13 protein-coding genes are annotated in these 13,152 nt (G+C 71.5%); 3 read left to right on the plus strand and 10 right to left on the minus strand.

What is annotated here, in order from left to right; all coding sequences use genetic code 11:
- Positions 1-38: 38 nt before the first annotated feature.
- Entirely contained in the window at positions 39-875 is an 837-nt protein-coding gene (locus ACN6LM_RS20510) for a class I SAM-dependent methyltransferase (RefSeq protein ID WP_445066834.1), read from the minus strand.
- 70 nt (positions 876-945) lie between these two features.
- Between ACN6LM_RS20510 and ACN6LM_RS20515 the strand changes: the two genes are divergently transcribed.
- Together ACN6LM_RS20515 and ACN6LM_RS20520 are read left to right on the plus strand one after the other, a co-directional pair.
- Positions 946-2,832 (plus strand): S9 family peptidase, encoded by a 1,887-nt coding sequence (locus ACN6LM_RS20515; RefSeq protein WP_445066835.1) that lies wholly within the window; start codon positions 946-948, stop codon positions 2,830-2,832.
- A gap of 95 nt (positions 2,833-2,927) precedes the next feature.
- Entirely contained in the window at positions 2,928-3,836 is a 909-nt protein-coding gene (locus tag ACN6LM_RS20520) for an SURF1 family protein (protein WP_445066836.1), read from the plus strand.
- Positions 3,837-3,873: 37 nt separating this feature from the next.
- Here the strand turns inward: ACN6LM_RS20520 and ACN6LM_RS20525 are convergent, their stop codons facing one another.
- From ACN6LM_RS20525 to ACN6LM_RS20555, 7 genes are all read right to left on the minus strand, one after another.
- On the minus strand, positions 3,874-5,154 hold the full coding sequence (locus tag ACN6LM_RS20525) for a hypothetical protein (protein ID WP_445066837.1): 1,281 nt from the start codon (positions 5,152-5,154) through the stop codon (positions 3,874-3,876).
- Positions 5,151-5,726 carry a SigE family RNA polymerase sigma factor gene (locus ACN6LM_RS20530; protein WP_445066838.1) on the minus strand — a complete coding sequence of 192 codons (576 nt, stop codon included), beginning with the start codon at positions 5,724-5,726 and terminating at the stop codon, positions 5,151-5,153. Before ACN6LM_RS20530 ends, ACN6LM_RS20525 begins: the two co-directional genes overlap by 4 nt.
- Before the next feature lie 383 nt (positions 5,727-6,109).
- Entirely contained in the window at positions 6,110-7,174 is a 1,065-nt protein-coding gene (locus ACN6LM_RS20535; protein WP_445066839.1) for an aspartate-semialdehyde dehydrogenase, read from the minus strand.
- Entirely contained in the window at positions 7,171-8,442 is a 1,272-nt protein-coding gene (locus ACN6LM_RS20540) for an aspartate kinase (protein WP_018102119.1), read from the minus strand. The genes ACN6LM_RS20535 and ACN6LM_RS20540 overlap by 4 nt, the downstream gene beginning before the upstream one ends.
- Positions 8,443-8,661: 219 nt before the next feature.
- A complete protein-coding gene (locus ACN6LM_RS20545) occupies positions 8,662-9,321 on the minus strand; it encodes a DUF5063 domain-containing protein (RefSeq protein WP_383292718.1) in 660 nt (219 codons plus the stop codon).
- 92 nt (positions 9,322-9,413) lie between these two features.
- Positions 9,414-10,013, minus strand: a complete 600-nt coding sequence (recR, locus tag ACN6LM_RS20550; protein WP_164402686.1) for a recombination mediator RecR — start codon at positions 10,011-10,013, stop codon at positions 9,414-9,416.
- Between the two features lie 79 nt (positions 10,014-10,092).
- Positions 10,093-10,431 carry a YbaB/EbfC family nucleoid-associated protein gene (locus ACN6LM_RS20555; protein WP_330315266.1) on the minus strand — a complete coding sequence of 113 codons (339 nt, stop codon included), beginning with the start codon at positions 10,429-10,431 and terminating at the stop codon, positions 10,093-10,095.
- Between the two features lie 383 nt (positions 10,432-10,814).
- On the opposite strand from ACN6LM_RS20555, the gene ACN6LM_RS20560 reads away from it, so the two are divergent.
- Positions 10,815-11,594 (plus strand): SLATT domain-containing protein, encoded by a 780-nt coding sequence (locus tag ACN6LM_RS20560; RefSeq protein ID WP_445066872.1) that lies wholly within the window; start codon positions 10,815-10,817, stop codon positions 11,592-11,594.
- A 47-nt stretch (positions 11,595-11,641) separates the two neighbouring features.
- On the opposite strand, the gene ACN6LM_RS20565 is transcribed toward ACN6LM_RS20560, so the two are convergent.
- Both ACN6LM_RS20565 and ACN6LM_RS20570 read right to left on the minus strand, forming a co-directional pair.
- Positions 11,642-12,292, minus strand: a complete 651-nt coding sequence (locus ACN6LM_RS20565) for a hypothetical protein (RefSeq protein ID WP_445066840.1) — start codon at positions 12,290-12,292, stop codon at positions 11,642-11,644.
- A gap of 124 nt (positions 12,293-12,416) precedes the next feature.
- Positions 12,417-13,133, minus strand: coding sequence for a GntR family transcriptional regulator (locus ACN6LM_RS20570; RefSeq protein ID WP_445066841.1), 717 nt, complete (start codon positions 13,131-13,133; stop codon positions 12,417-12,419).
- Positions 13,134-13,152 lie beyond the last annotated feature (19 nt).

The raw sequence follows: 13,152 nt of genomic DNA on the forward strand, positions 1-13,152 counted from the left end.
CCCCCCCCCCCCCCCCCCCCCCCCCCCCCCCTCCTCCGTCAGGCCGCCGGGCGGGTCGCCTTGAGGGAGTACATCAGCGGGATCCTCGGGCGGTCCGGCGGAAAGCGGAAGAAGTCGTCCCCTCCGCGTTTCAGAACCGGGAAACGTGCGAAGAGCGAGACGTCGTGCTCATGGAGGAATTCGATCCGCAGACCGGCGGCGGCCAGCGCGGTCACCACGCTGCCCACCGGATGCTGCCACTCGACGCTGCGGTTGTGGACGGTCGGGGCATCGAAGTCCGCGTACGTACCCGGCGTCTCGTCCACCCATGCCTCGCGGCTGAAGTAGTCGTGCGCGATCCGCGAACCCGTCTCGTCGTCCAGACAGTCCGTGAGCGGATGGAACTCCGCGAGGTAGAGGAAGCCACCGGGCGCCACCAGTGACGCGGCCGTCTCGGCCCAGCGGTCGATGTCGGGCAGCCAGTTCAGCGCGCCGACGCCCGTGTAGACGATGTCGTACGAGGAGTCCGGCACTGCCTGGGCCGCGTCATACACGTCGGCGGCGACGAAAGCCGCACGGTCGGGCCCGAACCCCAGGTCCTGGGCGAGGGCCCGGGCGGTCTCGACGGCCGGTTCGGAGAAGTCGAGGCCGACGACCTGAGCCGCGCCGTGCCGCGCCCAGGAGAGCGTGTCGAGGCCGATGTGGCACTGCAGGTGCAACAGCGACCGGCCGGTCACATCGCCGACCTCGGCCAGCTCGAAGGGCCGCAGGGCATCCTTCCCCGCACGGAAGGAGCCCAGGTCGTAGAAGTCACTGCCTGTGTGGATGGGCACACGTTCATCCCACATCCTGCGGTTGGCCTCGCGCCAGTCGGGCGGTGTCGGAGCAGTGGACATGTGCGCGAGGTTATCCACAGGCTGCGGACGAAGCGAACGGATTGTCGGGCGCCCGGCGCAGAATGGGGTCATGACTGAGGCCACTGGTTCGCCGACGACCGCATCCGTCCCGCTCTGGGAGCAGCGCTTCCGCGCTCCCCGGGTATCGCTGCCCGACTGGGCCGAGGACGCGCCGGACCGCGCGTTGTTCGTCTCCAACGCGACGGGTACCTACGAGCTGTACGCGTGGGACCGGGCGACCGGTGAGCAGCGCCAGGTGACGGAACGGCCGAACGGGACGACGGACGGCGTGCTGACGCCGGACGGCGATTCCGTGTGGTGGTTCGACGACACCGACGGAGACGAGTTCGGGGTGTGGTTGCGCCGGCCGTTCCACGGCGGGGTGGACACCGAGTCCACGCCGGCCGCTCCTGGCCTCGGGCCGTCCTATCCCGCCGGGCTCGCGATCGGCCGGGACGGCACGGCGGTGATCGGCCGTTCGACGGACGAGGACGGTACGACGGTCCATGTCGTGCGGCCGGGCGCGGACCCGGTGGAGATCTACCGCCACCGCGAGTCGGCCGGGGTCGGCGACCTGAGCCACGACGGGACGCTGATCGCCCTGGAGCACACCGAGCACGGGGACGCGATGCACTCCGCGCTGCGCGTGGTCCGCCCGGACGGGACGACGGTCGCGGAGCTGGACGACACCGAGGGCGGTACGAAGGAGCTGGGCCTCGCGGTCCTCGGCTTCGCGCCGGTCGCCGGGGACACCCGGCTGCTGGTCGGACACCAGCGGCGCGGACGCTGGGAGCCGATGATCTGGGACCCGGTGGCGGGCACGGAGACGGACCTGGCCATCGACCTGCCGGGCGATGTGGGCGCCGAGTGGTATCCGGACGGCTCCGCGCTGCTGGTCGAGCACGGCTTCGAGGCCCGCAGCGAGCTCTGGCGGTACGGGCCCGCCGCGGCCGACGGCGAGCTGGTCCGGGTGGAGACGCCGGCCGGCACGGTCTCCGGCGCCACGGCCCGCCCGGACGGGACGGTCGAATACCTGTGGTCCTCGGCGGCCGAGCCGCCCGTCGTCCGCTCCACGACCGGCGCGGTGGTGCTCGACCCGCCGGGGGCCAAGGCACCGGCCTCGGTGCCCGTCGAGGATGTGTGGGTGGACGGGCCCGGCGGCCGGATCCACGCGCTCGTCCAGCGTCCGGCGGCCCCCGCCGAGGGGCCGTTCCCGACGGTCTTCGAGATCCACGGCGGCCCCACCTGGCACGACAGCGACGCCTTCGCGGCGGGCCCCGCTGCCTGGGTCGACCACGGCTACGCGGTCGTCCGGGTCAACTACCGAGGCTCGACCGGCTACGGACGGGCGTGGACGGACGCGCTCAAGCACCGGGTCGGGCTGATCGAGCTGGAGGACATCGCGGCGGTACGGGAGTGGGCGGTGAAGTCCGGCCTCGCGGACCCGGCGAAGCTCGTCCTGGCCGGCGGCTCCTGGGGCGGCTATCTCACGCTGCTCGGACTCGGTACGCAGCCCGGCGACTGGGCCCTCGGACTGGCCGCGGTACCCGTCGCGGACTACGTCACGGCGTATCACGACGAGATGGAGGCTCTGAAGGCGATGGACCGCACGCTGCTGGGCGGAACGCCGGAGGAGGTGCCCGAGCGGTTCGAGGCGTCGTCCCCCCTGACGTACGTCGACGCCGTGCGCGCCCCGGTCTACATCTCCGCCGGGGTGAACGACCCGCGCTGCCCGATCCGCCAGGTGGAGAACTACGTGGACCGGCTGAAGGACCGGGACGCCGTGCACGAGGTCTACCGGTACGACGCGGGGCACGGCTCGCTCGTCGTGGAGGAGCGGATCAAGCAGGTCCGGCTGGAGCTCGACTTCACCCGCCGGCACTTGTCCGGGGTGTCGCCGGCGGGGCCCGGCGACCCGGGCGGCCCGGGCGAGGAGGCACCGGCCGGCAGCGCGTAGGAGAGGTGCCGACCGGCGTGTAGGGGCCGGATAAAGGGCCGCTCTGCGGATGCCCCCGCTCCGGCCGGCCGGAACGGGGACCGTACCGTGGAGGGGTGTACCGGTTCCTGCTGACCCCGCGATGGTGGGGGATCAACCTCTTCGTCGTGCTGGCCATCCCGTTCTGCGTGTTCATGGGCACCTGGCAGCTCGGCCGCTTCGAGGACCGCGTGCATACGCACGAGGCCGCCGAGAAGCAGCCCGCGCCGGGCACCCGGGCCGCCAAACCGCTCGACGAGCTGCTGCCCGTCGACACGGAGACCTCCGGCCGGCCCGCCGTCGCGACCGGGCGGTACGTGGACCGCTTCCTGGTGCCCGGCCGTGAGCTGGACGACCGGAAGGGCTACTACGTCCTGGACATGCTGCGGACCGACAGCGGCAAGGCCCTGCCGGTGGTACGCGGCTGGCTGCCCGGGAAGCCCGGACAGACCCGGGTAGCACCCGCACCGTCCGGCCGGGTCACGGTGACCGGCGACCTCCAGGCATCGGAGAACGCGGGCACCGCGGGGGTCGACGCGACGGGTGGGCTGCCGGACGGCCAGGTGGGCATGATCAGCGCTGCGTCGCTCGTCAACCTGGTGCCGTACGACGTGTACGACGCCTGGGTGACACTCCCGAAGAGCGGTGCGGGCGGCTCCGAGAGGGCCGTGGGCGCCTCGGAGGAGGCGACGAGCGGTGCCGCCCGGTCCGGGGCGGCCACGCTGCGCCCGGTGCCGGCCGCCGCGCCGGAGGGCGGCGGGCTCGACCTCAAGGCTTTCCAGAACCTCGGCTACACGGGTGAGTGGTTCGTCTTCGCCGGGTTCGTGGTCTTCATGTGGTTCCGACTGCTCCGGCGCGAGGCCGAGGCCGCCCGGGACGTGCGGCTCGGCCTGGTCCCCGAGGCGGAGACGGCCACCCCGCCGGCCCCCGAGGCGGGAACCGCCATCCCGCCGGCCCCCGAGGCGGAGGCCCGCTCAGGGGCGTGAGCAGGCGGCCCGGGCCACCGGCCGCCCGTACCCGCTCCTACGAAGAGGGTTCCAGGACGCCCGTCCGGTAAATGGTTCCCGCGCAGGCGTTGTCGATCTTCGTCGCGGCGACCGGGGCCCCCGGCTCCGGGGTGTGCTGCACGGAGATGCTGCCCTGGGCGGGTGCGGCACCGTCGCTGCCGAACTGCGTCTCCGTACCCGTCTCGCTCTCGCCGGTGCCGCCGGCCGCCGCGGATCCGGCCGAACCGCCGCTGCCGGCACCCACCGTGCCGTCCGTCGGCGTCGGGGAGGGCGAACCACCGGTGGACGGACAGGTGTCCTTGGGAACCCAGGCGAACTGCACCTCGTAGACCGCGTCCGGCTTCAACACGACAGCGGTCTCCTCGGTGGCGGGGTCGGGCAGACCGGAGGCGGGGTCGCCCTCGGTGTGCCGGACGACCTCGATCCGGGCCGGATCGGCCGCACCCATCGCCTCGAAGCCCACGGTGCCGCCGCTGCTCACCACGCAGTTGTCGCCGGACACGTTGGCAATGCGGAAGGCTCCGTACACGGTGCCGTCGGCACCCGCCGCGCCGGCCGTGGCCGACCTCACGCCGAGCTGTCCCGGGTCGCACGGGCGCATGGGGTCCACCGCGCTCCTGGCGGGATCGGCGGACGCGCCGGACGGATCGCCGTCCTGGCCCTGGCCGCTGCGGTCGGACGGGGTCGTGGTGCTGTCCGGAAGCCCCTGGCCGCCGTTCGGATGGCCGCCGCCGCTCTCGCCGCCACCGCCGTTGCCGGAGTCCGCGCCGCGGTCGTCGCCGTTACCGCCCTGCGCCTGCTCGCCGTGGCCGGCGATGGCGGGGCTGGCCGTGCTGGAGCCCTCCGAGTTGGCGACGTGGACGAACGCGGGGATCGCGGTGCCGATGAGCAGTGCCGCCGCGGCGGCGCCGACCAGGGCCTGCCGCCGACGGGCCCGCCGGGCGGGGACCGCGCGCTGCAGCCGGTCGAGGCTGCCCTCGCTCGGCTCCAGTCCCTGCACGACACCGTGCATCATGCGGCGCAGCGCATCCTCGGCGCCGTCGTCACCGTCGTCGCCGAAGGGCGTGCCTCCGCCGGACGAGCCGCCCCCGCCGAACAGTCCGGCCGGGGCCACGAGGCCCTGGGTGTCGCCGTCGCCGTCGCGGTCCGCGTGCGGGGCGTTCTCCGGCCCGTGGTTCACAGTTCCGTTCCCAGTCCGGTCCAGCGGGAACCCGCGCGAGGAACCGCGCCGGTATCCGTTACGGCCCCCCGGCCGCAGGTCCTGTTCATGGTCGTGCTGGTCACCGCGCCGGTTCATGCCTGCGCCTCCATCACCACGCGCAGGGCCGCGATACCGCGTGACCCGTACGCCTTCACCGAGCCCAGGGATATGCCCAGCGTCTCGGCGACCTGAGCCTCGGTCATGTCCGCGAAGTAGCGCAGGACCAGCACCTCGCGCTGGCGCCTCTGCAGGCCGCGCATCGCCTTGATCAGCGCGTCCCGTTCCAGTTGGTCGTACGCCCCCTCCTCGGCGCTCGCCATGTCCGGCATCGGCTTCGAGAGCAGCTTGAGCCCGAGGATGCGGCGGCGCAGCGCGGAGCGGGAGAGGTTGACGACGGTCTGGCGCAGATACGCGAGGGTCTTCTCGGGCTCGCGGACCCGGTTGCGCGCGGAGTGCACGCGGATGAACGCCTCCTGCACGACGTCCTCGCAGGACGCCGTGTCGTCCAGCAGCAGGGCCGCGAGGCCGAGCAGCGAACGGTAGTGGGCGCGGTAGGTTTCGGTGAGATGGTCGACGGTGGTTCCGGCTGCCACGCCCTCTTCAGCACCCTCGCGCTGCGCCGGCAGCCCCGTCTGACGCGCGGCGGGCATGGGCGCGATCACCGGCATGCCACCGGCTGCACGGGCCCGTCGGAGCGGTCGCACCGAAGCGCCGCGCAAGGGGCCCACCACTGTGATATCGAGAACCTCTGCCACGCCAGTTGGACACGCTTCCCCCCGTCAGGGTTGTACGCATACGGCAGCGCGTTTGAGACCCTGCGATATGCCCTCATACGTACCCGCTCTTCCCCAGATGCCCCGCACATGCGCCCCGCCGCGCAAGAAGTGACCGCTTAGACGCCTGGCGCCCGACCCGCGGTTGCAACGAACCGAAAGGTCATCGTCCGTCACGGTGACTGCCCAGCTCAAGAGGTTCAGACCAGAGAGTTGCTCACAGATCGTTCACAGAAAGTGCGAAACAGGTTCGATCCGGACCTCGTGACCACGGGCTGTCAGGACAGGGGGAATTCCGCGGCCACGGATTCGGCGATCTGGGCCACGTTGAGCGCGGCCCCCTTGCGGAGGTTGTCGCCGCAGACGAAGAGCTCCAGCGCCTGCGGGTCGTCCAGCGAGCGGCGGACCCGGCCGACCCAGGTCGGGTCGGTGCCGACCACGTCGGACGGGGTGGGGAAGTCGCCGGCGCCCGGGCTGTCGTAGAGCACCACCCCGGGAGCGGTGGCCAGGATCTCGTGCGCCCGGTCGACCGCGACCTCGTTCTCGAAGCGGGCGTGCACGGACATCGAGTGTGTGGCGACGACGGGTACGTACACGCAGGTCGCCGACACGCGCAGGCCCGGCAGGCCGAGGATCTTGCGGCACTCCTCGCGGATGGCCAGTTCCTCCGACGACCAGCCGTCCCCGGCGTCCGTCCCGGCCCACGGGACGACGTTCAGCGCGACCGGCGCGGCGAACGGGCCGCCGTGCGTGTCACCCACCACGCGGCGCACGTCGCCCGGCTTCGTACCGAGTTCCGTACCGGCCACCATCGACAGTTGTTCGCGCAGTACGGCGACCCCGTCGCGGCCGGCGCCGCTGACGGCCTGGTACGAAGAGACGACGAGCTCCCGCAGACCGAATTCGGCGTGCAGGGCGCCGATGGCGACGATCAGCGCCAGCGTGGTGCAGTTCGGGTTCGCGACGATGCCGCGCGGTCTCATCCGGACGGCGTGCGGGTTGATCTCGGGCACGACGAGCGGGATGTCGTCGTCGGCCCGGAAGGCGGCGGAGTCGTCGATGACGACGGCACCCTTCGACGCCGCGAGCGGAGCCCAGCGCGCGGAGACCTCGGCGGGCACCAGGAACAGTGCCACGTCGATGCCCTCGAAGACGTCCTCGGTGAGTTCGAGGACCTCGCTCTCCTCACCGCGTACGACCAGCTTGCGGCCGGCCGAGCGTGGTGAGGCGACGAGTCTGACCTCGCCCCAGACGTCCGCGTGCTGCGAGAGGATCTGGAGCATGACGCCGCCGATCGCCCCGGTCGCGCCGACGACCGCGAGCGAAGGGCGGCGCGCGGTCATCGGCCGGTGCCCCCGTACACGACGGCCTCGTCGGAGTCGCTGTCGAGGCCGAAGGCGGTGTGCACGGCGCGCACGGCCTCGTTGACGTCGTCGGCGCGGGTGACCACCGAGATGCGGATCTCGGACGTCGAGATCAGCTCGATGTTGACGCCCGCGTCGGACAGCGCCTCGAAGAAGCCCGCGGTGACCCCGGGGTTCGTCTTCATACCCGCGCCGACCAGGGAGATCTTGGCGATCTGGTCGTCGTAGCGCAGCGAGTCGAAGCCGATCACGCCGCGGTTGCGCTCCAGGGCGTCGATGGCCTTGCGGCCCTCCGCCTTCGGGAGCGTGAACGAGATGTCCGTCAGGCCGGTCGACGCGGCGGAGACGTTCTGCACCACCATGTCGATGTTGACCTCGGCGTTCGCGATCGTACGGAAGATCGCGGCGGCCTCGCCCGGCTTGTCGGGCACGCCGACGACGGTGATCTTGGCCTCGGAGACGTCATGGGCGACTCCGGAGATGATCGCGTGCTCCACCTTCTGGTCCCCTTGCGGCTCGTTGCTGACCCAGGTGCCGCGGAGTCCGGAGAAGGACGAGCGGACATGGATCGGGATGTTGTATCGGCGTGCGTACTCGACGCAGCGGTGCAGCAGCACCTTGGAACCGGACGCGGCCAGCTCCAGCATGTCCTCGAAGGAGATCCAGTCGATCTTACGGGCCTTCTTGACGACCCGCGGGTCGGCGGTGAACACGCCGTCCACATCGGTGTAGATCTCGCAGACCTCGGCGTCCAGTGCGGCCGCGAGCGCGACGGCAGTGGTGTCGGACCCGCCGCGGCCGAGGGTGGTGATGTCCTTCTTGTCCTGGGACACACCCTGGAACCCCGCGACGATCGCGATGTTCCCCTCGTCCAGCGCCGTACGGATACGGCCCGGCGTCACATCGATGATGCGCGCTTTGTTGTGGACCGAGTCGGTGATGACGCCCGCCTGGCTGCCGGTGAACGACTGGGCCTCGTGGCCCAGGTTTTTGATCGCCATGGCCAGCAGCGCCATGGAGATCCGCTCTCCCGCGGTCAGCAGCATGTCGAACTCACGCCCGGCCGGTATCGGGGATACCTGCTCGGCGAGATCGATCAACTCGTCCGTCGTGTCGCCCATCGCGGACACCACGACAACCACCTGGTTGCCGTTCTTCTTGGCATCGACGATTCGCTTGGCGACGCGCTTGATGCCCTCGGCATCGGCTACGGAGGAGCCTCCGTACTTCTGCACGACAAGGCCCACGTGCGCTCCTCGCTCAGTCCATTACTGCGGTCGGCTCAGTTTAACGAGCAGCCCGGAAACACCCCGCTGATACCACATGCTGAGATGTCCCGCTCACCACGTGATCATCGGCGTGTCGCTCCGAACCGCTCGTACCGCCCTGCTGCCCACCGGACACGTACGCATTCCCTTTTGTGGCCCAGCCCACACGCGGTCCGGGCCACCGGACGGCCGGGGCCCCTACTTGGCCGGGCGCAGACCCAGCGGTCCCGCGATCTCCTCGAACATGACGCGGCCCGCCTCCTCGGCGAGATCGTCGTCGCCGGCGTCCTGGTCGGTGTCCAGGCCGTCCAGCTCCTGGAGGGGCTGGTTGAGGCGGATGTGGGCGATCAGGGACTGGAGGGCGCGCAGAGCGGCGGAAGCGGTGGAGCCCCAGTTGGAGAAGTAGGAGAACTGCCACCACCACAGGGCCTCGGTGGTGCGGCCCTCCTCGTAGTGGGCCAGGCCGTGGCGCAGGTCGGTGACGAGGTCGGCCAGGTCGTCGGAGATGCGGGCCGCGACCGGGGCCTTGCGGGGCTCGTACGGGTCGAAGACCTCGGAGTAGACGTCGATCGGCTCCAGGAGGGCCGCGAAGCGCTCGCGCAGGCCGTCCGCGTCCGGTTCGGCGCCCAGGTCGGGCTCGTAGCGCTCGTCGGGGACGATGTCCTCGTACGCGCCGAGCCGGCCGCCGGCCAGCAGGAGCTGGGAGACCTGGAGGAGCAGGACCGGAACGGCCTCCTCCGGCTCCTCGACCTTGGACACCTCGGTGACCGCGACGATGAACGTCTTGATCTGGTCGGCGATCTGGACCGCGAAATCGCCGGGGTCCTGCGTGACGGTGTTCAACGTGGCGTCAGACATCGAGGAGACCTCCCGTGTGACCGGTCGGAGACGGTGGGTAGAAGATAACCGCGCTGAACGTAAAGCCGCCGTGAGATGCGGGAACGCGACCGTCAGACATCGAGCAGACGCCTCCCCTCGAAGGCGCGGCCGAGCGTGACCTCGTCCGCGTACTCCAGGTCGCCGCCCACCGGCAGGCCGCTGGCGAGCCGGGTGACACGCAGGCCCATCGGCTTCACCATCCGCGCCAGATACGTCGCGGTGGCCTCGCCCTCCAGGTTGGGGTCGGTCGCCAGGATCAGCTCGGTGATGGAGCCGTCGGCGAGCCGGGCGAGGAGCTCGCGGATGCGCAGGTCGTCCGGACCGACACCCTCGATGGGGCTGATGGCCCCGCCCAGCACGTGGTAGCGCCCCCGGAACTCACGGGTGCGCTCGATCGCGACGACGTCCTTGGGCTCCTCGACCACGCAGATGACCGACCGGTCGCGCCGCGGGTCGCGGCAGATCCCGCACTCCTCCTCCTGGGCCACGTTGCCGCAGACCGCGCAGAAGCGGACCTTGTCCTTGACCTCCAGGAGGGCGTGGGCCAGGCGCCGCACGTCCGTCGGCTCCGCCTGCAGCACGTGGAAGGCGATCCGCTGCGCGCTCTTGGGACCGACGCCGGGCAGCCTGCCCAGTTCGTCGATGAGGTCCTGAACCACGCCTTCGTACAACGGAACGCCTTCCTGACTGAGTCGGCTGAGTCGTGGTACGTACCGTAGGGGGTACGTACGGTCTTGGGTATGCGGCCGGTCAGAACGGCAGGCCGGGCATGCCGCCGCCCAGCCCCTGGGTCAGCGGGCCCAGCTTCTGCTGCTGGAGCTGCTGGGCGTTCTCGTTGGCCGCCTGGACCGCCGCGACGACGAGGTCCGCGAGGGTCTCGGTGTCCTCCGGGTCCACCGCCTTCGGGTCGATCACCAGGGCGCGCAGCTCGCCCGAGCCGTTGACCGTCGCCTTGACCAGGCCGCCGCCGGCCTGGCCGTCGACCTCGGTTCTGGCAAGCTCTTCCTGGGCCTGGGCGAGATCCTGCTGCATCTTCTGGGCCTGCTGCAGCAGCTGCTGCATATTGGGCTGACCACCACCGGGAATCACGGTCACTCCAGGCATTTCGACGACAAATGTTTCGGTATGCCGAGCCTACGTGGTCCCCGGGCGGCGCGCCCCACCCGCCGACGAGCAACTCTTTCGAGTGAGATCGGGGGAGCCGTGCCGCGGCTCCTATACCTGACCAGAGGCCGTGCACACCCGGGAATACCGCGATTTCGACCCCACGGCCCACCATTCGGCGGTAGGAAGGGCATGCGTCCCGGCACGCACGCGCCTACCCCTCCTCACGCATGGTTACGCATGGGGGACTGCCCGTCGCGTCCAGGGACCGGGAGCAGAGCAAGGATCCGCCCCGTCGTCGAGTACGCGGTCGAGAGCACGCGTCGCTATGCAGCATGCAGAGGAGTACCCCGGTGAGTCAGCCGGAGATGCAGCCCGAAGTGCCGCCCCGCAAGTCCGGCACGCCCGGACCGGCGGGTGCGGCCGCTCCCTCCGGTACGGACTCCGAGGACCGTGCGGGGCGAGCCCGTGACCTGACCGGGGAGCCGTTCCCGCTGGGCGACTGGGGAGAGCCCTCCCAGCGGCTGGACGAGCTCTACCGGTGGCTGGAGGCGGACGCGCTGCGCACCGCCGACTGGTATCTGAACGACCGGCTGTGGAAGCGCCGCGCTGCCAGGGCGCTGCGGATGGGCACCGCCGCCGGTGCGGTCGCGGGCGCCGCCCTGCCGCTGCTCGACCTGACGGGCGCACTGCACGGCGCGGCCGGCTGGGGCTATCTGTCGCTGCTCCTCGGTGCCGCGTGCATGGCGTGCGACCGCTACTTCGGCCTGACCTCGGGCTGGATAAGGAACCTCGCGACCGCGCAGGCGGTGCAGCGCCGTCTTCAGGTGCTCCGGTTCGACTGGGCGTCGGAGTGCGTACGGGAGGTGCTCGGGCCGGCCGAGGGCACGGCGAGCGAGGCGACCGAGCGGTGCCTGGGCGTGCTGCGGCGCTTCTCCGAGGACATCACGGAGCTCGTACGGTCGGAGACCGCCGACTGGATGGTGGAGTTCCGGGCCGGGCCCGCGCCGCTGGGGATGCAGGCCCTGGTCTCCGGCGGTTCCGGGAACGGGCGCCCGGAGCCGGGAGCGGCACCCGGACGTTTCCCGCTCCAGTCGATGGGCCGGCCGAACATGCCTCGGCAGCGGCCGCCGGAGTCCCCGCGCTGACCGTTCGCCGGCCGGTGCGGGGCTCCGGCGGGGGCACCGGGAACGCGTCAGCTGAAGACGATCATCGATCCCTGGGCGAGGCTGCGGGTGGCCGCGGCGTGCAGGCCGAGCCAGACGTGGCGCTCCAGGGCGAACGGATTGTCGTCGTACGGGACGGAGGTCGCCGGTTCCTCCAGCTCGGTGGGGGCGGCGGGCGGCAGGGGCGCGGCCGGCGGGTTCGCCGGGTCGATTCCGATGGCCGGGGCGACGAACTCCAGCTCTCGCAGCAGCCCGTGCGCGGAACCGAGCGGGCCGCCCGCTGCCAGCAGGTCGTCGGTGGAGACGGGCGCGGCGAAGTCGAGGGGGACGTAAGCCCCCGCGTGGTCGAAGTGCCACACCAGGTGCGACTGCCGGGCCGTGGCCTCGAACATCTCCAGCAACTGCTCGTAGTCCCCGCCCAGCTCACCGACCGGCGTGACGGCGAGACCGCTGAGCTGGAGGAGGTAGGCGCGGCGCAGGAAGTGCAGCGCGTCGTAGTCGAAGCCGGCGACCGGGGCGACGTCTCCGGTCAGTCCCGGCATGTAGGCGTAAACGGGGACGGGCGGCAGACCGGCCTCGCCCAGGGCTTTGTCGTAGAGGGCGATCTCTTCGGCGAAGGGGTTGTCGGGGCTGTGGCACAGCACATCGACGAGGGGGACCAGCCACAGGTCACAGGCCACGAAGTCTCGCTCTCCAACGGGGGTGTGCGGTGGTCGGGACAGCGTAATGCGACCGGCACCGCGCGCACAGTGGTCGCTCAGGACCGGCCCGGGGCGCGCTCGGTGGCGACCGTGCCCGGGGGATTCAGGCGTGCCCCTCGGTGTCCCCCGCGGACGGCCCCAGCCCGGCCAGGCGGTCGGCCCAGCTCAGCGCGTGGCCGTTGTATCCGTCTATCGCCGCACGCAGGGCCTCGCGGTCCCGGTGCGTGATGGCGGTGACCAGCTCGGCGTGGCCGTTCCACAGCCAGTCCCGCAGGTCGGCGTCGTCCCGCAGGTACGGCACGGCGAACACCCATGCCTGGACGCGCAGCCGGTGCAGGAAGTCGCTGATGTAGCCGTTGCCGATGAGCCCGCCGAGTTCGCGCCAGAAGCGCAGGTCGTAGCCGATGAGGATGTCCAGGTCGCCGCTGCGCGCCGCACGGGCGGCCTCCTCTGCCCGGCGGCGTACCGAGACGAGCGCGTCCCGGTAGTCGGCCCGCCGGTCCGGAACCGGCTCGTGGAAGACGTCCCGGATGACCCCGTCCATGACCAGGGCACGGGCCTCCACCATCGCCCGGTAGTCATCGACCGTGAACTGGTGCACCCGGAAGCCGCGGTGCTGGTCGGATTCGAGCAGACCCTGCGCGGACAGGTCGAACAGCGCCTCGCGGACGGGTGTCGCGGACACCCCGTACTGCTCGGCGATCTGCTTGACGGTGAACTCCCGCCCCGGCAGCAGACGCCCGGCGAGCACCTCGTCGCGCAGCGCGTCCGCGATCTGCTGTCGCAGGGTGCTGCGGGTGACGGCTCCGCTCGCGCACATGGGCGCCCCTCCCCCATTC

The sequence above is a fragment of the Streptomyces sp. SAS_281 genome (assembly GCF_052542855.1).

Bases quoted from the DNA above. Each gene is read 5' to 3' on its own strand.
- ACN6LM_RS20545 (WP_383292718.1), bottom strand. From the start codon at position 9,321: ATGTCTGACGCCACGTTGAACACCGTCACGCAGGACCCCGGCGATTTC.
- ACN6LM_RS20535 (WP_445066839.1), bottom strand. From the start codon at position 7,174: ATGACCGCGCGCCGCCCTTCGCTCGCGGTCGTCGGCGCGACCGGGGCG.
- ACN6LM_RS20530 (WP_445066838.1), bottom strand. From the start codon at position 5,726: ATGCCGGTGATCGCGCCCATGCCCGCCGCGCGTCAGACGGGGCTGCCG.
- ACN6LM_RS20525 (WP_445066837.1), bottom strand. From the start codon at position 5,154: ATGAACCGGCGCGGTGACCAGCACGACCATGAACAGGACCTGCGGCCG.
- ACN6LM_RS20510 (WP_445066834.1), bottom strand. From the start codon at position 875: ATGTCCACTGCTCCGACACCGCCCGACTGGCGCGAGGCCAACCGCAGG.
- ACN6LM_RS20515 (WP_445066835.1), top strand. From the start codon at position 946: ATGACTGAGGCCACTGGTTCGCCGACGACCGCATCCGTCCCGCTCTGG.
- ACN6LM_RS20570 (WP_445066841.1), bottom strand. From the start codon at position 13,133: ATGTGCGCGAGCGGAGCCGTCACCCGCAGCACCCTGCGACAGCAGATC.
- ACN6LM_RS20560 (WP_445066872.1), top strand. From the start codon at position 10,815: ATGCAGCCCGAAGTGCCGCCCCGCAAGTCCGGCACGCCCGGACCGGCG.